This is a genomic window from Geobacillus sp. 46C-IIa (assembly GCF_014679505.1).
Lineage (GTDB): Bacteria > Bacillota > Bacilli > Bacillales > Anoxybacillaceae > Geobacillus.
This window is the reverse complement of sequence record NZ_CP061474.1, coordinates 286,918-306,613: the sequence shown is the minus strand read 5'-3', so window position 1 is coordinate 306,613 and position 19,696 is coordinate 286,918. Positions and strand designations below refer to the sequence as shown.

Genomic DNA, 19,696 nt, shown 5'->3' with positions numbered 1-19,696 from the left:
CTCTTTTCTAAATCCATCGGCTTCGAGCATAGACGGTCGCTTTCTGAATGGTCGCATTTCCCTCTGTGAAAAACTCCACCTCGTTTTCCTCGATGTCCAAAAACGGAAAATCCATCGAGTCTAAATGCTGATTCGCTGATCGCTTGTTCCCGTATCCATCGACAATGTAGGACGTGACAAGTTGGCTATCCAGCACAAGCGTTTCGCCCTGTTGCAACGTTCCCGAAAAACGTACGGATGTGAACGGCGTTCGTACACCAATTGAGCCGCCGCTGCATGTTCCCTGTATTTCAATCAACGGCTCTGAATACTCGTTGCCCTTTTGCCGATTGACGATATACACGCCCGCGCTGCTGAATTCAAACACCTCGTCTTCAATTGCATAATAGAACGGATCAGGGCAGAAAAAGTTCAGCGTCCCTTGACCGGATCGAATCAAGTCGTCAATTTCCGTTTGGTCTTGGATGATGGCGTTAATGTACTTGTCTGGCTCATCATCGAAAATGAGTGGCTTTGGCTCGCTCTTGTTCAATTTTCCGGCCAAGAAACGTTTCAATTCAAAATACGACATGTCGAGGTGTTCAAAGATAACCACCTCGACAGGAATGACGACCGACTGATGCCGCTTCTCCAAGAAATACGCGCCATGCCTTCCGGCGATAGACATGGATGCGATTTCTTGCGGCGGCATTAAGGGGCGTCCAATGTCCCGAACGAGTAGATACGGTGAAAGGTCAAACCCGTCATACGTAATCACAAGACGCTCCCCCCTATGCCGTTTGCCCTCATTTTTCCGATGCGCCGTTGACCGAGTTCACGGTCGATATAAGGCGTGACCACTCGCATAATTTCCCTGCCGTCCAAGACGACAGGAACGACAACTTGTATTTGCTCTGCTCCTTGTGCTCCGCTGTTTTGCAGTTCTTCACGGATGATGCTTCGTAACATTCGTTGCGGCGCCACAATCTCGGGGTTTCCTGCTCCGGCGTCACCGACAATCGCTAGCGTCGGCTCGTCAACGACACCACCTGTTGCCAAACGTGGAATGTTCGGTATATTGAACCCAATCGAGCCGCCGCCGCGTCCGCCAATCACCGGAACCCAGTCGGGAATCTTCGGAATCGGAATGCGAACGCTGTTGATTGAGTTAATCATGCGGTTGATAAAGTCAATGACTTTGTTTACTGCGCCACGCACCGAGCTAACCACGCTGTTCCATGCGCGCAATGTTGCGTTTTTCACTCCGTTCCATACGCTTGAAATGATATTGCGAATGCTGTTGAACGCGCTTGAAATTCCCGAACGAATGCTGTTGATAACAGAACTGATTGCACTTTTGATACCATTCCACACGCTCGACGTGACAGAACGGATGGCGTTCCATACTGTTGAAATCACGTTCCGAATTGCATTGAAAACAGAAGAAACCGCAGATTTAATCGCGTTCCATGCAGTAGTCAAAGCCGAACGGATGGCATTCCAGACCGTTGTCGTCACGGTGCGAATGACGTTCCACACGGTCGAAATCACCGTCTGGATCGCGTTGAATACTGTCGATACGGCGCTTTTAATGCCGTTCCACGTTGCCGTCAACGCCGACTTGATGGCGTTCCAGACGGTCGATGTCACGTTTTTAATCGTGTTCCAAATGTTCGAGATCGCTGTTTTAATTGCATCAAAAACGGTAGAAGCGACGGCTTTAATAGTGTTCCACGCCGTTGACAAGGCTGATTTGATGGCGTTCCAGACCGTGATGGACACGCTCTTGATGCCTTCCCATACACTCACAAAGAACGCTCCAAGTGCGCTGAACACGGTTTGCGCCACGCTTTTGATTGCGTTCCACGAGTTCGTCAGAAACTTACTGACCGAATCCCAGTTCTTCCATAGCAAAACGATGATCGCGATAAGCGCTCCGATAACGCCTATTACAATCAACACCGGCGCCGCAATCGCTCCAAAGCTGACGCCAAGAACGCCCATCGCCATAGTGATGGTAGACACAATCGGCGCGAGCGTCAAAAACAGTCCGGTGATAATGCCAATCACCGTGACAATCGCCGCGATGGTTGCCGCCAGCTTCGGATTATTCGAAATCCACTCCGCTACTTTGCTGACTACATTAGCAATCCCCCGATACACCGGAGCTAGGGCTGTGTTTAAATCGTTGAACGCATTTTGCATTTGCACCATCGGGTCAGCATTCATTTGTTGCACGGTCTGGTTGAACAAGTCTTGATTCTTGCTCGCGTCACCCAAGTGCTTGTTCATGTTCAGAAGCGTTTCCGCAATGTTATCGCCTTGGTCTTCCCACATGGTCAATTTGTTATCGCAAAGGCTTTTTATCCTCTGCTTCCGGAGGTTTCCCTCATACCCTTTCACGGGATACGGCTGGTCAATTCCAGCCCGGTTCGGCGTACATTTTCAACCAACAAATGTTGGTTGCCGGACACTCTTGGGCGGATTATTGCTCCCTTAACGCTCACCGCCTACGCTCTACGGTGCAGGGTGGTGTTCCCCGTTACCTCGGTGTTGGCATATGAACCGGCTCCAACTTCACGCCGATTCACTTAGCTTCCACCGATTTTGCCCGGTTTTGTTTCGGCACAACCTTCGTTTACCGAAAATCGCTACCCCCAAGGCGTTTCGCTTCGTTTCATCATCGACGTTCATCAGCGCTTTGGCAACCTGTTGCATAGCCGTCCGCCCTCGCTCACCACCTGCGGCGACGGCCTGTCCCCATGCCTGCAACTGCTTCGCGGAGATGCCTGTTCCTTTCAAGAGTTCGACCGTCGTTTCATTCACACCCTGCCCGAATTCTGCAAGGCGAATGCGGCCTTCCTTGAGGCCGTCAAGCAGGTTGTCGATGTTCCACGTCCCCGTTTCGACCCCTGCGGCGAAAATTGCTTGAATCTCATTCGCCTCAAATCCGGCGCGGTTCAATTGTTGGCCGTACTCCGAAATGATGTCGAGCTGTTCAGGCGGAAATCCAATGCGCAACAGCGAATTGACAAGCCCAAGCGCTTGCTGGTCTGACATTTCAAGTTCGCTGCCAATCTCGTTCACTTCTTGGATGAGCTCCGTAAAGTCGATTCCCGAATAGGCGGCGGCGATCGCTCCGGCTCCTTCGACAATTTTCCGGTTTGCCGCATCACTCGCATCAGCATTCAGCGCGAATTGACGGCGCACACCTTCTAGGGCGCTTTCCGCGTCAATCCCGTACGCTTTGACCGTGTTTGTTGCTTCTTTGACTGCTTGGATAGACTCGGGAGGAACGTCGAAGGAGACGTGAATTTTCGTCTCCGTGTTCACGCTCTCTAACGCTTTCCCGACAACCGCTGAAATGCCTGCGCCTGTCGCCATACCGGACAGGACAGGCTCGAAATTAATGTCTTTCAGCGATTTCTGCGTATTCTCCGCTTCGTCTTGTAGTTTCTTGAGTTCGCCCCTTGCCTGAGACGTATCCACTTTCGGGGAGGGCATGGAACGGATGGCTTGAGTGAGTTCTCGAATTGCCCCTTCCAGTCGGACAATAGGAGACATGTCGGCTTGAATGTCCAAGTCCGGCACCGATTCGATGGCACTTTCAACCGATTGGAACGCCTTTTCCGCGTTTCGGGTGACGCGGTTCAAAATACCGGACACTTCATCTACACCGGAAATGGCAATTTGAACGACTTGTTCCGCCATGCATCATCTCCCCTTTCGTAAACGCACTCGCGAAGGGAGCTTTCTACGCAGTTTCTCCGCTTCTTTTTGGCGTTCTTTTTGAATCTTGTTATGGTGTGCAATCAGCACTTCTTGTTGCAAGGGCGTCATGTAAGGAATGTCGAGTGGCGAAACGCCACACTCTTTCACGAGAAAATAAAAATTCCTTCCTTCACGACTGAAGAAAGGAATCATCATCGTTTTCCACCGCTTCTTGAACTTGTTGTTTGTTCCCGATGCCCGTGATCTCGTAAATTCGGTTGGCGATTTCATCAACCAACTTCGGCGGGAACTCGTTTTCCACTACTTGTTCTGTAATCATCGGGTCAACCGTCCCGTATGCCACGGCTTTGATTGCCGCCCGTTTCCGGCCGCGCAGGTTGGCTTTTGTATCGAATTGAAGTGTTTGTGCCACCTTGCCTTTCAGTGTTGGCGTTCCTTTCACTGCCACGCCTTCTTGCATGAGTTCTTCGACTTCCAGTGCCTCTTTGTTGTTCAGAGGGCGAATATCCACCTCAAATTCTTCTCCGTTCCACGTCACGGTCATCGTTTCTTGGTAGGCTGTTCCGTTCAATACACCGGCAGTCAATTTTTTAGCCATTCGTTTTCCCTCCAAATTCCGTTTGTTTTCGTCCTTCTAAAAAACAGATGAGGATAAGCGTTTTGCCTATCCTCATGCGACTGTATACGATGCCTTGTCGTTCGTCAGCGACACCTGAATGGGTCCTGTTCCTGTCGCTTGGTCAAACAAGGCTCGCGCTGTTACTGTCTGAACAATTCCTTCCCGCCCTTCGACCGGTTGGCTCGATGCTGTATAAATCAGACGCGGGAAAATGATGTCCAAATTGCTCCCTAGATGCAACGTGTATCCGAATTCCTGCAATGTGTCAGTGCTTGGACCGTCCGCGCCGCCCCAAAAGGCGATCAGCTCTTGGTCGCTGTCGAATCCAAGGGCAACCTCTAACGTAACAACCATCGAACCCATGAACGCTTTTTTCGGGAAACGAGAGCCAAATCCTTGGGCACTCTCAATGTCCGCGCCTGTCTCCACCGTCAGCGTCAAGCTGTTTACAGACGCGCTCATATCCGTTCCGTCTTTTTCAAGCGCCGCCATTGGCGCGGTGAAGACGTTCCCTTCCGTGAATTGAATGTTGGTGGCCAACGGCGCACGTTTGTCCGATGCACCTAACGTGTTGACCGTTAGCAGCGCCCATTCGTTCTCGATCTCCAATTCAAGCGACTCAATCACGTTGCCAAGGAACACATGCTCCATAATGTCCTTCCCGACTTTCGCCGAAAATGAAGGCATCAGCGCACTGCGGGCAGGATAGAACGTGTGCGTATAGCCGGTCGTGGCGTCCCCTGTCACTTCATAGCCGCCTAACGCCCACTTCCAAAACCAGCCCGTTGCCTTGTCGTCAAGTGGCAACGTAATCGCGCCGCCTGTTGAGTACACACCCAATTGCGCCACGCGATCCAAGCCGGAAATGCCTTCGTAAATCAGCTTGTCGTCTTCGGCAGGCTCGATCGAAACGCTTTCTGGGTCAAGTGTTTCTGCATATTGCGCCGCTTCCACCCCGAATTCCGTTTCCTCGCCAATCATCAAGTAGCGAGTAATCGCCATGTGTCATCACCTCACTCTTTGACGGTCTTGAGTGGTGCAGGGGTTAGGGTAGCTTCATAGTCGGTGTCCGCTGTTCCGGCATCCGCGTCAAGTTTTTGCAACAGGGCGATTTGTTTGTTCCGCAGTTCGTTCAAGTCGTCAATCAAGTCATAAAAAATCGCCGGCAGTTGAGCAACGCCAGCGCCACCTTCACCTTTTCCGATGTATTTTGGCACTTTCGCCATGCTACTCCCTCCGTTTCACTCGAAAATCAAATTGAACCGCAGACCAACAGACCTGCGTGTTATTGCCCATCTCGTAGGCAGGGTCGATTTGTGTCGGTCGTACATCTGCCACAGTGCCGCCTAGCGTCCGGTCTTGCATCAGTACGTCATAGACCGTCAACGCCAAGTCGTGTGCTTTCTCAAGCGCTTCTTCGGGGTCGTTCGCCTTGACAAGGACGACAAAATTGAACCGTATGTCGTGATCGGCCGTGTGACCGCCAAGCAAGTTCGGGGCATACGGCTCCGGCACAATCCAAATAGCAGGCGTTTGCAACGTCCCGACTCTCACCTTTTCTCCGTAGACAATCCGTTTGATTTCATCGAGTTCCGGCGCCTGCTCCAATACTTCCCGAATCTTCGCCCGAATCTCCTTGTGAATGTCTTTGAGAGGCTTTCTTTGAATCATATCAATTTCACTTCCCTCAACGCCTGTTCAACGAAATCGTCAATTCGCCGCTCGGCTGCGGCAATTGATCTCTCAATGAAGCGTTTCGGCTTGATTCCCGGGTGATTGACCTTTTTGGCAAAAACCACTTCCCCGTTCACTTCAAACCGCAACGCTTGTGCCCGTCGGGGGTAAATCGTATATGGTCCAGAACCGTAGTTTTGCACGAGCGCATATTCCACGTTCGTTCCGACTGTATAGAACCGCGCGTTTCGTTTTTGCAATTTCCATGATCCGGCCAAGCGCCCGTGGTCTTGCGGCGAAAACTCCATCAAATTGCCCCACACTTCGAGCGCGGTCAACTCTGTTGCACGGTTCAGCGCCGCTCTCATGCGTGGAATCAAGCTCCGTAAATCGTCCATCCTAATTTCAGCATCAAACATATTTATCACGCCTCTACAAAGTCATCGGATGAAAGGAAAACGTCAATACTTTGCTTCATAAACGGCCGCAATTCTGTCCCTAAATCCTTAGTGACGTCCGATGTATTCAAAATGGAGACGGCAAAGTCGTCAATTTGAATAATCGGACTGGAACGTTGCTGTTGGGCGACCGCGACAACTTTGGCGACAGTCCGCAATAAAACGTCTTGAATCGCCAAATAGTCGTCATCCGTTTCAAGAACAGTCCGTTTGAGCCTGGCATGGATATGTGATGCAATCCGCTCAATCCATGTAGACAACAAACTGTCCAATTTCGTTTCGGGATCGCCAACGTCCGGTGGAAATCCAAAGTGATCCGCAGAAACGCCCGTCAAATCAAGGACGTCCTGCGGCGTCACCACCTCGGTCACTGGTTTTTCAAACAATGGCATCGGCTATCACTCTTCTTTCAACGCTTCGAGCTTGTCGATGAGCGTGGAACGCTTCTTGCCTGCTTTCTCTTGGGACAACGCTTCGTCAACGGACAGCTTGCCTTCTTTAATCGCCTCTAGCACCTCGTCAATCGTCATGCTTTGAACGTCCAAGGCAGGTTCGGTGGGTTCGGCACTTTCGTGACGACGTTCCGTTTCGCTTTTGTCGCCTTCACTCACGATTTCCACCTCAAAATCCCGCACCGCTTTCACGGTTAGATATTCACGATTGGAAACCGTGATTTCGACAGTTTGATTAGGAGGAAACTCGACACCGAGGCGGTATCGAGCTTTCTTCCCTTTGTTCGTCACTCTTAATGTTTTCATCCCTGCTCACCTCATCAGCCAGTGTATCCTTTACCGACGACAGCCGCGTTTTCGTCCTCGAAGTGGCAGTCAACACGCAAGGTCGTGACAAAATCCGTCCGGCGCAATTTCGGTTGGCGATCCGGTTCAATGCGAATGTCGCGATAGATGCCGTAAACAAGGTTCGCCGGATTGACCAAGAACGCCGTTCCGGCAGGCATGTTGGCCGAATCGACGACCGCAATTCCTTTGTATGCCAATTGTGTCGCAGTCGTTTGTGCCGTGTCGCCAAGTCCCGTGCCGCGAGCCCGGAGGACGTCACGGTAGGCGTCTTCAATGTCCCAATGCACATAGAAACGCCATTGTGAACGGTCGCGCAGGTATTTTTTCGGCAAAGCCTGAATCATCGCGTCAAACATCGCTTCGACATTGGTCGGATCAAAATCGGTCGTGCCTTGAACAAGGTTGGCCGCTTTCTTGAGCCAGCCGTCCGTTTTCGCCAAGAACGGGTCGCTGCTCGCTTTGTCGCCGTTGAGGAACAGTTCTTCAAGGTCTACACCGACACGTTCGGCAATCAACTGAATCAGCGTGTCCTCAAACCCTTCACGTTCGATGTTGTCCTCGAGTGTCGAGTCGGTGATGCCGGAAATGCCAATGACCTCCACCGACTCAAGTTTGTTCGTGCTAAAATCCGGCTTCGCTTCGCCAGTCGGGGCTTCTCCTTCCGTCGCCGCTTGCAAAATCCGTGAACCGAATGCAATGCGGTCAATATCATGCGTGTGGCTCGTCATGTCAATCCGACGCGCTTCATCCAAAATGCGAGTGGCTTCGGAAACCGTCCGCACGAAAAGCTGTTGCTTGGCCGGAGTTAAACGAGACGCGCCAAGGTCAGTCGTCGTGATGGCTTTCAAGACATTTTCCAATTTTCCAAGAAGCATGTCGTTCGTCAGCATACATTCAACACTCCCTTTCTATTTTTTGTCCGACATTTATTTGCGCTTGAATCCAAACGGGTCGCGGTCGTATTCGTCTTGCGGCTTCGATTTTTCCGCCGCGCCATCTTGTCCCGTCAGCCGTTTCGAGAACGGGATCTTCCGTTTGAGTTCTTCAAGCTGTTTCATGACTTGTTCGTATTTCTCTTTGTAGCTGTCGTCTTCGCTTTTGGCAGCGGCTTCGCCTTCGAGGTCATCGTCTTCAGTCTGCGGTTCTTGCGGCTCGTTCTCCGGCGCCGCTCCTTTCAACGTGCTCATGATTTCCGACAGCTTGTCATTTACGGGTTTCAACGAATCATCGATCATTTTTTGAACGTCCTCGACTTTCACTTCGTCATCACCTTCTTTCGATTTGTTTGCTCGTTCTTCTTCGGCAATCCGCAACAGTTCGTCAATGACTTCCTTCGCGGCTTTCAGCTTCTCGTAGTTCGCATCAGAAATTTTTCGCCCTGCCTTTTCGGATGGTTTCAGCCCCAGCTTTTCTTTGAATCTATCGAAAAAGCTTTTATTCGCTCGCTGTGGGCTTTTTTCTTCGCTTGAAAGGGTTACCCCTTGCCCGCCGCTTTGCTCGTCTCCTAGAGCCGCCTGCGCGGCCACAGCGACGCTTTGCGGCGAAGGGGATTCAACAGGAATGATGTTCTCCACGATGCGAACTTCTTGCAGGTCGCCGACAAACTCGACGTCTCCCTGCTCGTTGATCGTGTAGCCGATTTGGAAGAATCGTTTTTTGCCGCTCGCCAAGTCATCGACACGGATCACAACGGAATCTTCGAAAATGGAATAGACATACGAATCAAACGCGCCGTTATCGAATGTCTGATAGACTTTTTCGCGCAACAGTTCGCTGATGTATTCAAACGAACCTTGAATGGCCTTTTTCACCGCTTCTTCTCGATTGTCCTTGCTTTTGATCGCGATGAATTTGGCTTTCGGCACGGCAGGCTCGTCGACAAGGGAAACGGCATTGACTACCCAATCGCCGGCGGATCGTTCCAAGTCGGCCAGTGTCGTACGTTTCGCCGCTTCTTTGGATTTCAGCGCCGCTTTCGGAACGCCCATGATCGAAAATCCAGTCAGTTTCCCTTCCTTCACCGCCCGCCAGACATCCTCATCCTGAACACGAACACCCATCATCCAACTTCCTTTTGGGACAGTCAACTCGTCGTCAACCTTCCAGTCAAACGGCAAGATGTACGATTCCACTACCTTGCCGACATTGTTCAGCGTGTGTTGCAAATCGATGTTGCCGTATTGCTCTAAAAACTTGTGCGCTACTTCCTCGATTTTTTCAGCGGATACCATGTCACCGTCGCTGTCCGGCTCGTTTGGCACAAGAACCGGCCCGAACACGATCCGCTTTTCCTCGTTCTTATGCGTGACCGGCGCGGTTAGTTCGTGCTTCATCCCCTCACTCCTTTCTATTCGGAATCGTTTTATGAAACGAGTTACCCCTTGAATGAAATCACCCCCTTTACGAAACTCACGCAAGGAAGCCCCTGCCTTTAGGCACGGGGAGGAATTGCGCCTTGTGCAAGTTCCACTCCCTCCTTTCTATAGGCATATCCATCAAACCGCTGAATAACTTGAATATATTTATAGCTGATTCCTTGTGCGATACGTTTACCGTCTTTTCCTTTGATGTCAAAACTTCCAGTCTTCCTGCATGCCACTTCACCAAACCACACACCTTTGTATTTTCCTCTTGGAACAATAGCCTTAACCATGTCTCCTGTTTGGAAGCCAAAGAAGAACTTTTGCCTTGCAAGATAACCCCTTGGGAAGCCATATCTATCTAGGTTTGTGCGTGAACGACTACCACGCCCTTTTGCCTTGATGAATAACACTTCTTTTGTTTTGAAGTACAAGTGGCTTGGTGTGCTTTCTCCAACGCAACAGGCATCAAAATAGTGTGTTTTCGGCAAACCTAAACGAATACGATTCATTTTTGTTCGTGCACCTGTTCCGCACTCAACATCTAATCCTGCCTGCTTTAATACTTCGTACACTTTCCATCTTGTTGCGTTAATGACACTTGCGTCTTTTAATGATTTTTTGACTTGTTTTTGAATGTGTGGACAGCCAAACTCTTCTGCTGTTTGGTTTCCTTTTCTTTGGTTGCAATCTCGACATGCAAGGCAAAGGTTATCTATTCGATCTGTCCCGCCTCTCGATTTTGGAATAATATGCTCCACTTCAAGTGGAATATTTTCTTTTCCGCAATAACAACACTTCCGTCCAAACTTTTCAAGCAAGTATTCTCTTACTTCGTATCCTTGAAGCGTGCCTTGCTGATACTCAATGCCGCTGATTTCAGGATTTCGCATTAGTTGCGTGTCGAATTTGGCATTTTCGTATGATATATACCCAATGGGGCATAACTTCTTTAGGCGGTTAACCCATGTTTGGATATTTTGCACACGACTCTCTAGTGATGGCGGCAACCATCCTTCTTTTTGCTTGCGGTTCAGAAAGCGTGGTTTTCTGTATCTTGTTTTTCGATTTCGTCTTGCTCGACGAAAAGCACGCCTTTTATCTATCCTTTCTTTGATGTCTGTGCGATGGTCAAGTTGCCCTAACCACACCACTTCTTGTCCTCGCAAAATCGCTAATCCAGTATGTCTGCTTCCATAGTCGATTTTCAGCCGATATGTTGTTTTAATTTCTGATTCGTCCACTGATTTTTTTAAGATAATGGTAAATGGGAATCGTTTGTAAATCGCCGCCTTCCCTTGTTTCAACAGCTTTCTCGCAACTGCTTCGTGGCAAGGAGCAAGCGGAAACTTATTTGTGTCTAACACAAAAACCATAGGGTTCTCCCCTTTCCTCTGCATAAAGCAGGTAATATTCTCCTCGACCATGTTATAGATGCTTGTTATGTACAAGACACTAGCGCTACCCACCACGCTTGTTTAATCTTGCACGACAGGGGGTAGGGCTGGAGAAGCACCCCACCGTGTCATGACATCTATAACATAGGCTCTGTTTCAAGCCTTGGTCTGGTCAACATGGGGCTTATAAGCCCACGACTTTAGTCGTTGGGTTGTTGACTCCCTTTACGGATAGTAAGGCGTTCGAGTGATCGCCTCGCCTTTTTTCGGGATATACGGACGGCATCGGCATCGGCAGTTGATCCATTCCTCGATCCGGCCGGAGCGATCTAACGGGTGCATCAGCCCGTTCGAGAAACGTTCATCCATCCGCACCACCTGTCCGTGAAGCGAATAATGATCGGCGCGGTCTTTCGGGTTTCTTCCTCTCACACGGCTGTCTCCGACCGTCAGCCACTGCTTATACCTGACGTTGTAATCTTGCATGGTTTGGAAAATGCCGATGTTTTGCGCTCCCTGCACTTCGGTTCTCGCGATCGTTTGCAGTCGATGATCGCGCAAGTCTTTAAAATCGGCGCGCAAATCCACAGCGATGTCGTCAATCCCTTTTCCTTCTTCATAGCCGCGAATCAGCGTAGCGCGGAAATCGCCTTTAATTCGCCGGAATGTATCCTCCGAAAACACATAAACGCGCTCTCGCAACTCTTCGAGAACGCGTTCACTGAATTCCGTAAACACCAATTCCAGCCCTTGTTCAAGAATTTCTTCAAACGTCAATTGCCTCGCCACGACCGCACTTTCGACAGCGGCTTCAGCAATCTCCTCTTCCATGTCCGCGAAAATGGGGTCTAAAATGTCCGCGATAAACGTTTCCTGTTCCAGAATCGACATCGGGATATAGCCAAGCTCCCGCAACCGCTGGATGAACATACTTTCCAGCCCGACTTGCAAGCTGACCAACCGGCGCGCCAATTTTTCTTCAATTTCGGCGATCCGCTCATCCTGTTCCTTGATTGCAGGAAGCGCTCCATGTGCAACAAGGAACGCGACAAGCTCGCGATCCATGTCCAACAGCTTGCACACTTCACACATGCTTACCGCCCTCTTTCGTGGCGATGTCAATGAGTTTGGCGTGCAATTGTTTCAGCGAATTCAATATCGCATTCGTTTCCTCTTGCGAAGCGTCGAGCGGTTGCCCAAAAATGAAATGCCTGTCTAGGTTCGGATCGTCAATCGGGTCTCTGCCCAATTCGCGCAAAATCATGTTCGGACTGTACGCACCGATGTCAAACAGGAATCGCAATTCCTCGATTTTCGCTTGCGTGTCTTTCGTATCGATGTCTTTGAAACGGAAACGCCAGTCGGTGATTCCCAGCCCGACGGATAGCAATCGGTTCAGCACATTTTCAAGCATGTCTTGTCTCGGCTCGATGACTGATTGCTTGTAGATTTCCGTTGACTCTCTCGCCGTTGAGCCGCCAAGCGACCCCTCGACGACAATCCCAGCGCGATAGGGCGGAACGCCATGCGCGGATAAGATTTCATCGCGATTGTCCGCCCTCAACATACGGAAACTTGCTTCCTTCGTCTCCACGGACAACGCTTGGAACTTGATTTCAACTGGCGTGTCCGAGAAATCACCTTGCGGCTTTTGCGCCGTCACTACAAGGGTTGAATGCCGATTTTTCTTGATGTCCTGTTGAAAGTATCGTCGGATCAATTGCTTCGTTTGCTCGTCGAGTTCCGCTCCTGTCACCGTCACGACATACGCTGGAACGGCGTGATTTTCAAAAAAACTGATGTTGTACTCCGCCCGCTCCCGGTCGGAAATAATCGCGCTTAGCGCGGGCAAAATGTCCGGCAAGCCGTAATAGTCACTCCGGCTCGTATAATTGTGGACGTGAATGATTTCTGTTGCCCGTCGTTCGATCGGAATTGAACCGGCAGGCGCGATTTCGCCCGTCACGTAGTCCACGTCATTTTCAAAGCCAAACCGCTTGAACCATACCTTCTTCACGCCGCGAATTTGGCAATATCGGTTCATATCCTGATGAACGCGAACCGTATGCGCCGGAATATGCTCCAGACCGACAAGCATTCCATCTTCGTCTCGAATGACTTCGTAGTAGCCGTTCCCGATGGAATCATAGTCCACCATCACATTGTTATTGATGTCGGTCAGTGTCTTGTACGGGTTCGGGTTCTCTAAAAACTGCATGGCGATCTCGCGCTGTTGTTCGCTCGGATTGTTCGTTTTCGCTTCGAGATACCACCCTAGCCCTGCGGTATCCCTTGCTTTCGTTTTGACCGCCCGATAATGGTACGGGTTGATTTCGAGCAATTGCGCCAGTGCTTCGAGATTGTACAGCGGTTCGACAAGCCCCAGTTCCCCGTACGCACCGCCAAAACGGTCGCTTGGAAGGGCTCTTGATTCCCCCTGCTTGATGGCGTAGCGTTCGAGCGTGCTTTCTTCGATGATTTCGCCGTCGCTTAACACATACGCTTTGGCCACTGCTTGTTTCCCCATTCCATTCCCTCCCTTCTATTAGAAGATGTCGACTTTGATTGTCCCCTTCGTTCCGGCTCGGTCGAGGTATCGCAACGCTTGTGACGTGGCGTCCACTTGGTCGTCTGTCGGCGCGTTCGGGAACGCCACCAATTCCTCGACGTAATCATGCACCCACGGCGCGATGCTCGGATGCGGAATGTAGACGTTCCCTGCTTCAAATTGCGGCGATACGGCATTCAGCCGCTCGACTTTCGTTCCATTCGGCACAACCGGCAACATGCCGCTGATTTGATGCCGCAACGCGTTGATGATCGCCGTCCCGTTCGCGCGGTCTTCGATGAGTTTCGCCTGCGCTTGCGGCCACTTGGACGTCAGCGATACAATCGCGCGGATCGACTCGGTAAAAGACAGCTTCGCGCGGACTTGGTCAAGCAGGTATTTGTCCGCTCCCTTTCTGCCCCATACTTGCCCGACCACAAACGAACCGTCATTCGTATCTTTGAATGCGAAGTCCCATGATTGGATGTATTCGTCCATTTGCGAAGGCGCTTGTTTATAATACTTGAACCACGAGCGATGGATGATCGCGCCACTCGGCGGCGTTGGCCGCTGTTGGTATAGGGCGTTCCATGTTCGCGATCCGACTGATTTCTTCGTTTCCTCCGCCCACTTCTCATCGAACCCAAATTCCGGCCACAGCGGTTCGCCGATTTTCCGCCCTAACAAGTCGTTTTCGGAATCGCAAATCGCAGGAAGCGAAAGCACCGTCCACCGCTCCGGCTCGTGTTCGAGCAGCCGTCCGGCAAGGTCGTCTTCGTGCCATCTTGTGAGAATTAAAATAACCCGTCCGCCGGGTTGCAAACGGGTGGATAGCGTGTTTTGCCATTCGTTCCACAGCATGTTTCGATACGTGAGCGAATCCGCCTCTTTCCGGTTTTTGATCGGGTCGTCGATGATGAGTAAGTCCGCACCTTGGCCGGTGATCCCGCCGCCGATACCGACGGAAATCATCCCGCCGCGATGCCCTTCGACGTCCCAACTGGTCACCGATCCCATATCGTTTGAGATTTTGATTCCGAATAATTCCTCACCAAACATCTCGATCTTCTGTCGGTTCGCTCTCCCGAACCGTCTCGCCAAAGAATCCCCGTATGAGACTTCGATGACTCTTCTGTCAGGATTTCTTCCGATGAACCACGAAGGAAACGTCTCGGTGACCGTCATGGATTTAGAATGCCGCGGCGGCATGAATATCATGAGACGGTCGATTTCGCCGCGCTCCACTCTCATAAGATAATCGCAAATCAAATCGGAATGTCGGGACGGTATATATCGTCCAAAATGCACATATTCGAGATAAACGGAGTAATCTTCCTTGGACAGTTCCCTTTCGAGCGAATTAAGATTTGTTAGAATCTCGCTTAACAGCGTTTCGTTTTCTAATGAGCTGCTTGATAAGGTCTCTTGCTTCTTCGTCTTCAAGGAGTTTGTTGGTGATGCCGATCTCATGCGACTGCTTCACCTCTCCGTCGTGCTCCACCTTCTGAATCTCCGTAGACTCCCCCCTCGACAATCGTTCCACTTTCACCGCTATGTCAAACCAACGTATCAAGTCGTTTGGCGACAACTCCCTTGGGTCGAGCGATCTCATTCGCTCCAAAATCTTGTTCTGGAACATCATCGCCTGCTTCGCGTGCCGCTCCGCCATTTTTTTTCGTTCCTCGGCTTGCTGAAGCAAGTATTCCCTTTCCATGTACTCGTCATATTGCCGGCATCTCTCCACCCAATTATGTCTCGCGCTCCAACGAGAAAGCAGAGTGGTCGATTTGCCCAACTTCTTGGAGACCTTTGACAAACTTCGCTCTGCTCCCATGTCTCGATATATCCTGAACGCCTCGTATGCCTTCCTTGATTCTCCCTTCTGTCTCTCCCACACTTCTGCCATAATCACTCACCACTCAAATATTTCGTCGCTAGATTCTCGATCAATTTCCATTTCTCTTTTTTATCAATTTCTCCACTCGACAAAGCTTTTTCGATAGCCTTATTGAGCGTAGCCGCCGCTTCCGCAGGGATTTCATCAGAGCCAAGAACACTCGCGATTGGCACATGGTTTTTGTGTTCCGGCTCTCCGTTCTCGTCCAAATACCCTTCCCTTAAATCCTCCAAATGCCGCTCGAAAATGTCCAGTATAATCATTAAGCTCGTCGCGCCGTTGAAAATGTTATATGATTGCTTTACCTTTTTTTGCGCTTCGAGCAGTCTATCAAAATCTTCTAACCTAGCCAGCACAGTTTCGTCGCTGATCGTTTCCTTCGCTTCCTCAAATACACGAAAAAGTTCGTCCCTTTCTTCCGGCAGGAAAAGGAACGACACCGTCAAATAATCTAATCTCGCTTCCGTAATCCCGTCGATCTGAACTTTTTCGAGCTGATCCAAAACCTTATCGTCAAGCCCGCTGTAATACTTCATTTCTAGGTCTTCGATTTCCGCATACAACTCTTGCAAGATGACGGGATCATCTTCGCCTGTGATAGCGTTATGGCTTAACTGTATGGCGATTTGCTCATCCCTTGTTAAATCCCTGTCTGTATAGATGACAGGCACTTCTGTCAGTCCTGCCTCGATGGCAGCCTTACACCGGTGATTCCCGCTCAAAATTCTGTATTTTCCTTCAGGCGTCAACCAACAAAACGGGAGTTGCGACAGTCCGCCGTCGCGTTTGATGTTGTTCACCAAATTTTGAAATGTCTCGTTTTTCATGAAACGAGCGTTCTTTTCCAAAAACTCCAATTGATCGATCGGCACAATCGCCAACTTAAACCCTCCGGCCAGTTTGGCGTTTATTTTTTGTACTTGCTGTGATTCCTTACCCACCATAACAATCCCTCCTTCATGCTCCATCTTCCGGCCTTCCCGATATAGTTTACTCTCGACGGGTTTTCTTTTCGGCTGTGAACCTCAAACAATCCCCTGTATTTCATGCTCGCAGGTTTGTCGGTGAACGCCGTTGTCGCTATCTCATCGACTTTCACATTGAAAGTTTGCTCCATTAATCTTTTGATCTCCGTGCTCACGGCCACTGCCAACACTAGTTTTGACGCCCTTTTATATTGCAGTGGGCGTATCACGAAATCGCTCATAATATAGGCGTCTCCCATGCTGTGATTTGACTTCGACAGTCCAATTGCGCCGATCAGTTTTCCATCTATTATCACAGCCAAATTAATAGACGCGCTCGCAGGCGCGATCCCATGGTTGAGATATAAGCTTCGCAACGTGTTCATCTGCCCTTGGCTGATTTTCTTAACAGCGATTGTTGAATTCTCCGTAATTTCATCGTGTTCTCCCATTCTCGGCAGTTTTACGATTTCCGTCCGTTGATGAGGCATCGTAATTTTTGGTTTCGCCTTTGATGCATACACAATGACAGGTTTGCTCCGCAGTGATGTTTGAACTCTCCCCACTTCGTACCCTTCTAGTCCCGGGATTGGCTCGTCCCTCGCCATCATCCAATGTTTTTTCTCCTTCACCCTCTCGACCATGTATGCAAGGCGATCTCGGTCGAATATCTCGTATTTCGGTTCATCCCAGTCGAATACCATTTCAAACGCTCGATACAGCCGCTCGTATCCACCCTTGTAGGTTGGTGGGAACGAAATAAATCCGGCGTTGTTAGGGACTTGAGACGCCCACTCCACAACGTCTCCCGCAAAGAACTTTTTCAATTTCAGCCCGTCCAAAGCCTTGGCCACTTTAGCGCAGGTTTCGTCATGCAGTCTCTCCCACTGATCTCTATATGCCTTTCTCCTACGGACGAAAAATGGTTCGTCGCGATGCAAGCCGTCCAACATCGTCGTGCATAGCAGCAAAGTCGCGATTCTTGGTATCCCTGCCTTCATGTACGGCTCTAACCACTTCCAGTCGTCGTGCTTGATTTCAACTCTCATGTCCTCGCCGGCAAGATAACTCCCGATGGTGCAACTGTACAAACTCACGTCATTCCCATACAGGTTGAGTCCCCTGTTTCTCAAAATCCTTTCTATCGTGAAGTTTCCCGAACAGCCTATATAAATATCCTCTACGTCCCACGACCTCGTCACCTCACTCACAATCGCCCTCAAGTCCTTATTGATGCTTCCTACAAACACGAAAATCCCTCTCTTTTTTCAAATCTTTTTTTCGTCTCCGTACAAACAAAAAAGACGGCGATGTGCCGTCTTTCAGTATTCCAATGTGATATTGATTTCGTGAACCCAATTCAAATGCTCCACCAATCTTTTTACGCCTTCCAATTTATTCTCGTCGTCCACCAAATGGAGCGTGTCCCCGTCAATTTCGATTCTCTCGAACAACATGTCCAAAATCGGGAAAAGTACATCGTGTTTAATGTCTAACGCCAATGGAACGTCATAGCCGACGAACAGCACTTTTCCATCCATCACGAAACAGCCCCTTTCGCTGTTTCGTACGGTTCGCAAATGCGCTTCTCGAATATTGCTTTGGCCTTTTCGATTTCTTCTTTTGGATTTTTCCCGATGGATTCATAGAACGCTCGGTGGATGATACATTCATATCCTCTCACCAATTGGCTGCGTTCTTCTTTTGTCAGCCCGATTCTAAACGTCTTTGCGAACCCTAGTGCTTTTTTGATGTCTCCGTTTTGGTAAAACTCGATAGCTTGCTTCACTTTTGTTTTCATATCTCAAACACCCCGTTGCTATCAAAAATCTCGAATAGCGACAGTTGCTTTACCTTTTCCCCTTCAGCTTTTTCCGCCCTGTTCTTTTCCTTGGCGATCACTTCTCTCCGTAACGTTCCTTTTCTCTCTTTGCAACATTCGTTGTATGGGAACGTATCTTCCCGGTCAAATCCCCATTCTGGAACGACGATCCCTAATTCTTTCTCGAACCATTCGGCTACAAGTCGTCTATGACACCAATCGTTGTGCGCTTCGTAACAAAGCAACACTGCGTTCTCACCGAGGCTTTCGTACAGTTCCTCGGCGTTCAGCCGAGCCAGTTTTTCTCTAAACAGTCGGTCATAGTTTTTTCTGTCCATCTTTAGCATTTGCCATGTAGGAGCGAGTCGTTTCTCCACTGGTCCGTTCCACCATTTCGGCACTCCGATGGAGATAGCCACCGGCTTCAAATGAGCCGGCAGCTTTCTCACTGTCGCAAAGTTCGATGTATACATCAGATAACGCCCCTCTCTCTCAAGCTCACGTACGTTTCCTCATCTCCGATGATGATGTGGTCTAACAACTCTACTCCTAAAATTTCTCCGGCTTCTTTCAAACGCTTGGTGACTTCTATGTCCTCTCTGCTTGGCATCGGGTCACCACTTGGATGGTTATGAAAACACATAATCCTAACAGCGTTCCTCACAAGAGCCATCTTGAATACGTCTCTCGGAGATACTATTGACGCATTCGCAGACCCTCTGTGTACTTCTTCAAGGCCAATCACCTTGTTTTTGGTGTTCAACAAGGCTACTACGAAAACCTCTTGTGTTTCCCTGTGAACGCCAAGCACCGAACAAACTGTGTCAACTGCGTCTTCGGGACTTCTGATAGCTTCGGGGATATGGTAATATCCCGCATCGACTTTTTCTTTCACGATCCGTTCGAACTTTAGGTAGCGTTTGGTAGGATACTTTTGTGCATAATTCATTTTTTAAACACCCTCCTGCGTGTTTGTTCGTGAGCCGTCACCTCACGAACATTTTTTATTTTTTGGTTTGTTCAATTATTATTATAACTTGACCACCTACCACGTTAATTTCGATACACAGTCATTACCGTTGGTACGCTACCTTTTCAAGCGGTTTCTGTATTTTTACTTTTTCGCTCGTATTTTTTCGATTTTTTCACTCCTTTTCTCTCTTCTTTTCTCTCATTTTCTGCTATAATGATAATTGGAGCCTAGCCGGATTCGTCACCCGGTTATATGTCCGATTCCTCCTGATCGGACTCTCCTGTTGTCCGGCTCATTCTGTGAAATTGTTTTAAAAACCCTTTCTTTAATCCACAAACAACGCTGACAATAGAACAAATCAACTCGTCTCCATGATTTGATGCCGCTTTCCTCATCTTCAAAAACCTGCTTTTTCGTTTCCAAATGCTCATATCGGTGAAAACATCTTCTGTGTCCTCGACGAAATCTTTGT

Annotated in this window: 23 protein-coding genes; all 23 read right to left on the bottom strand. The window is 49.5% G+C overall.

Annotated elements, in window-relative coordinates:
- Window positions 1–7: 7 nt before the first annotated feature.
- Window positions 8–757, bottom strand: a complete 750-nt coding sequence (locus IC803_RS01535; RefSeq protein WP_081207185.1) for a distal tail protein Dit — start codon at window positions 755–757, stop codon at window positions 8–10.
- The gene (locus IC803_RS01530; RefSeq protein WP_081207186.1) at window positions 754–2,316 is read right to left on the bottom strand and encodes a phage tail protein; all 1,563 of its coding nucleotides are present in this window, start codon (window positions 2,314–2,316) and stop codon (window positions 754–756) included. The genes IC803_RS01535 and IC803_RS01530 overlap by 4 nt, the downstream gene beginning before the upstream one ends.
- Before the next feature lie 240 nt (window positions 2,317–2,556).
- Window positions 2,557–3,690 carry a phage tail tape measure protein gene (locus IC803_RS01525; protein WP_081207187.1) on the bottom strand — a complete coding sequence of 378 codons (1,134 nt, stop codon included), beginning with the start codon at window positions 3,688–3,690 and terminating at the stop codon, window positions 2,557–2,559.
- 190 nt (window positions 3,691–3,880) lie between these two features.
- Window positions 3,881–4,309, bottom strand: coding sequence for a hypothetical protein (locus tag IC803_RS01520; RefSeq protein WP_061567229.1), 429 nt, complete (start codon window positions 4,307–4,309; stop codon window positions 3,881–3,883).
- Between the two features lie 72 nt (window positions 4,310–4,381).
- Window positions 4,382–5,332 (bottom strand): phage tail tube protein, encoded by a 951-nt coding sequence (locus tag IC803_RS01515; protein ID WP_081207188.1) that lies wholly within the window; start codon window positions 5,330–5,332, stop codon window positions 4,382–4,384.
- A gap of 11 nt (window positions 5,333–5,343) precedes the next feature.
- Window positions 5,344–5,556 (bottom strand): hypothetical protein, encoded by a 213-nt coding sequence (locus IC803_RS01510; RefSeq protein ID WP_081207189.1) that lies wholly within the window; start codon window positions 5,554–5,556, stop codon window positions 5,344–5,346.
- A gap of 1 nt (window position 5,557) precedes the next feature.
- Window positions 5,558–6,001, bottom strand: a complete 444-nt coding sequence (locus IC803_RS01505) for a hypothetical protein (protein ID WP_081207190.1) — start codon at window positions 5,999–6,001, stop codon at window positions 5,558–5,560.
- Entirely contained in the window at window positions 5,998–6,423 is a 426-nt protein-coding gene (locus tag IC803_RS01500; RefSeq protein WP_081207191.1) for an HK97 gp10 family phage protein, read from the bottom strand. Before IC803_RS01500 ends, IC803_RS01505 begins: the two co-directional genes overlap by 4 nt.
- Window positions 6,424–6,428: 5 nt before the next feature.
- A complete protein-coding gene (locus IC803_RS01495) occupies window positions 6,429–6,854 on the bottom strand; it encodes a hypothetical protein (RefSeq protein ID WP_081207192.1) in 426 nt (141 codons plus the stop codon).
- A 6-nt stretch (window positions 6,855–6,860) separates the two neighbouring features.
- Window positions 6,861–7,220, bottom strand: coding sequence for a hypothetical protein (locus IC803_RS01490; RefSeq protein ID WP_081207193.1), 360 nt, complete (start codon window positions 7,218–7,220; stop codon window positions 6,861–6,863).
- Window positions 7,221–7,234: 14 nt separating this feature from the next.
- Window positions 7,235–8,152, bottom strand: coding sequence for a phage major capsid protein (locus tag IC803_RS01485; RefSeq protein ID WP_081207194.1), 918 nt, complete (start codon window positions 8,150–8,152; stop codon window positions 7,235–7,237).
- Window positions 8,153–8,188: 36 nt separating this feature from the next.
- Window positions 8,189–9,595, bottom strand: a complete 1,407-nt coding sequence (locus IC803_RS01480; protein ID WP_061567222.1) for an XkdF-like putative serine protease domain-containing protein — start codon at window positions 9,593–9,595, stop codon at window positions 8,189–8,191.
- A gap of 98 nt (window positions 9,596–9,693) precedes the next feature.
- Complete coding sequence (gene iscB / locus IC803_RS01475; RefSeq protein WP_081207195.1) at window positions 9,694–10,998, bottom strand: RNA-guided endonuclease IscB; 1,305 nt, start codon at window positions 10,996–10,998, stop codon at window positions 9,694–9,696.
- A gap of 246 nt (window positions 10,999–11,244) precedes the next feature.
- The gene (locus IC803_RS01470; protein WP_081207196.1) at window positions 11,245–12,111 is read right to left on the bottom strand and encodes a phage head morphogenesis protein; all 867 of its coding nucleotides are present in this window, start codon (window positions 12,109–12,111) and stop codon (window positions 11,245–11,247) included.
- Window positions 12,104–13,546 (bottom strand): phage portal protein, encoded by a 1,443-nt coding sequence (locus IC803_RS01465; protein ID WP_081207197.1) that lies wholly within the window; start codon window positions 13,544–13,546, stop codon window positions 12,104–12,106. Before IC803_RS01465 ends, IC803_RS01470 begins: the two co-directional genes overlap by 8 nt.
- 18 nt (window positions 13,547–13,564) lie before the next feature.
- A complete protein-coding gene (gene terL / locus IC803_RS01460) occupies window positions 13,565–15,037 on the bottom strand; it encodes a phage terminase large subunit (RefSeq protein ID WP_369826922.1) in 1,473 nt (490 codons plus the stop codon).
- Complete coding sequence (locus IC803_RS01455; RefSeq protein WP_081130855.1) at window positions 14,928–15,473, bottom strand: hypothetical protein; 546 nt, start codon at window positions 15,471–15,473, stop codon at window positions 14,928–14,930. The genes terL and IC803_RS01455 overlap by 110 nt, the downstream gene beginning before the upstream one ends.
- Window positions 15,474–15,475: 2 nt before the next feature.
- Window positions 15,476–16,408 carry a ParB/RepB/Spo0J family partition protein gene (locus tag IC803_RS01450; RefSeq protein WP_158083275.1) on the bottom strand — a complete coding sequence of 311 codons (933 nt, stop codon included), beginning with the start codon at window positions 16,406–16,408 and terminating at the stop codon, window positions 15,476–15,478.
- Entirely contained in the window at window positions 16,372–17,679 is a 1,308-nt protein-coding gene (locus tag IC803_RS01445) for a putative antirestriction adenine methyltransferase (RefSeq protein ID WP_081207198.1), read from the bottom strand. The genes IC803_RS01450 and IC803_RS01445 overlap by 37 nt, the downstream gene beginning before the upstream one ends.
- A gap of 72 nt (window positions 17,680–17,751) precedes the next feature.
- Window positions 17,752–17,973: a hypothetical protein gene (locus tag IC803_RS01440; protein WP_158083276.1), complete on the bottom strand. Its 222-nt coding sequence runs from the start codon at window positions 17,971–17,973 to the stop codon at window positions 17,752–17,754.
- The gene (locus tag IC803_RS01435; RefSeq protein WP_081132814.1) at window positions 17,970–18,230 is read right to left on the bottom strand and encodes a hypothetical protein; all 261 of its coding nucleotides are present in this window, start codon (window positions 18,228–18,230) and stop codon (window positions 17,970–17,972) included. The genes IC803_RS01440 and IC803_RS01435 overlap by 4 nt, the downstream gene beginning before the upstream one ends.
- Complete coding sequence (locus IC803_RS01430) at window positions 18,227–18,724, bottom strand: DUF488 family protein, N3 subclade (RefSeq protein WP_081207200.1); 498 nt, start codon at window positions 18,722–18,724, stop codon at window positions 18,227–18,229. The genes IC803_RS01435 and IC803_RS01430 overlap by 4 nt, the downstream gene beginning before the upstream one ends.
- Window positions 18,724–19,200, bottom strand: a complete 477-nt coding sequence (locus tag IC803_RS01425) for a JAB domain-containing protein (RefSeq protein ID WP_081132816.1) — start codon at window positions 19,198–19,200, stop codon at window positions 18,724–18,726. Before IC803_RS01425 ends, IC803_RS01430 begins: the two co-directional genes overlap by 1 nt.
- Window positions 19,201–19,696: the final 496 nt, after the last annotated feature.

Excerpts from the sequence above, each read along its gene's own strand:
- IC803_RS01530 (WP_081207186.1), bottom strand. The coding sequence starts at position 2,316 with ATGTGGGAAGACCAAGGCGATAACATTGCGGAAACGCTTCTGAACATG.
- IC803_RS01525 (WP_081207187.1), bottom strand. The coding sequence starts at position 3,690 with ATGGCGGAACAAGTCGTTCAAATTGCCATTTCCGGTGTAGATGAAGTG.
- IC803_RS01520 (WP_061567229.1), bottom strand. The coding sequence starts at position 4,309 with ATGGCTAAAAAATTGACTGCCGGTGTATTGAACGGAACAGCCTACCAA.
- IC803_RS01515 (WP_081207188.1), bottom strand. The coding sequence starts at position 5,332 with ATGGCGATTACTCGCTACTTGATGATTGGCGAGGAAACGGAATTCGGG.
- IC803_RS01510 (WP_081207189.1), bottom strand. The coding sequence starts at position 5,556 with ATGGCGAAAGTGCCAAAATACATCGGAAAAGGTGAAGGTGGCGCTGGC.
- IC803_RS01505 (WP_081207190.1), bottom strand. The coding sequence starts at position 6,001 with ATGATTCAAAGAAAGCCTCTCAAAGACATTCACAAGGAGATTCGGGCG.
- IC803_RS01500 (WP_081207191.1), bottom strand. The coding sequence starts at position 6,423 with ATGTTTGATGCTGAAATTAGGATGGACGATTTACGGAGCTTGATTCCA.
- IC803_RS01495 (WP_081207192.1), bottom strand. The coding sequence starts at position 6,854 with ATGCCATTGTTTGAAAAACCAGTGACCGAGGTGGTGACGCCGCAGGAC.
- IC803_RS01490 (WP_081207193.1), bottom strand. The coding sequence starts at position 7,220 with ATGAAAACATTAAGAGTGACGAACAAAGGGAAGAAAGCTCGATACCGC.
- IC803_RS01485 (WP_081207194.1), bottom strand. The coding sequence starts at position 8,152 with ATGCTGACGAACGACATGCTTCTTGGAAAATTGGAAAATGTCTTGAAA.
- IC803_RS01480 (WP_061567222.1), bottom strand. The coding sequence starts at position 9,595 with ATGAAGCACGAACTAACCGCGCCGGTCACGCATAAGAACGAGGAAAAG.
- iscB (WP_081207195.1), bottom strand. The coding sequence starts at position 10,998 with ATGGTTTTTGTGTTAGACACAAATAAGTTTCCGCTTGCTCCTTGCCAC.
- IC803_RS01470 (WP_081207196.1), bottom strand. The coding sequence starts at position 12,111 with ATGTGTGAAGTGTGCAAGCTGTTGGACATGGATCGCGAGCTTGTCGCG.
- IC803_RS01465 (WP_081207197.1), bottom strand. The coding sequence starts at position 13,546 with ATGGGGAAACAAGCAGTGGCCAAAGCGTATGTGTTAAGCGACGGCGAA.
- terL (WP_369826922.1), bottom strand. The coding sequence starts at position 15,037 with ATGAGATCGGCATCACCAACAAACTCCTTGAAGACGAAGAAGCAAGAG.
- IC803_RS01455 (WP_081130855.1), bottom strand. The coding sequence starts at position 15,473 with ATGGCAGAAGTGTGGGAGAGACAGAAGGGAGAATCAAGGAAGGCATAC.
- IC803_RS01450 (WP_158083275.1), bottom strand. The coding sequence starts at position 16,408 with ATGGTGGGTAAGGAATCACAGCAAGTACAAAAAATAAACGCCAAACTG.
- IC803_RS01435 (WP_081132814.1), bottom strand. The coding sequence starts at position 18,230 with ATGAAAACAAAAGTGAAGCAAGCTATCGAGTTTTACCAAAACGGAGAC.
- IC803_RS01430 (WP_081207200.1), bottom strand. The coding sequence starts at position 18,724 with ATGTATACATCGAACTTTGCGACAGTGAGAAAGCTGCCGGCTCATTTG.
- IC803_RS01425 (WP_081132816.1), bottom strand. The coding sequence starts at position 19,200 with ATGAATTATGCACAAAAGTATCCTACCAAACGCTACCTAAAGTTCGAA.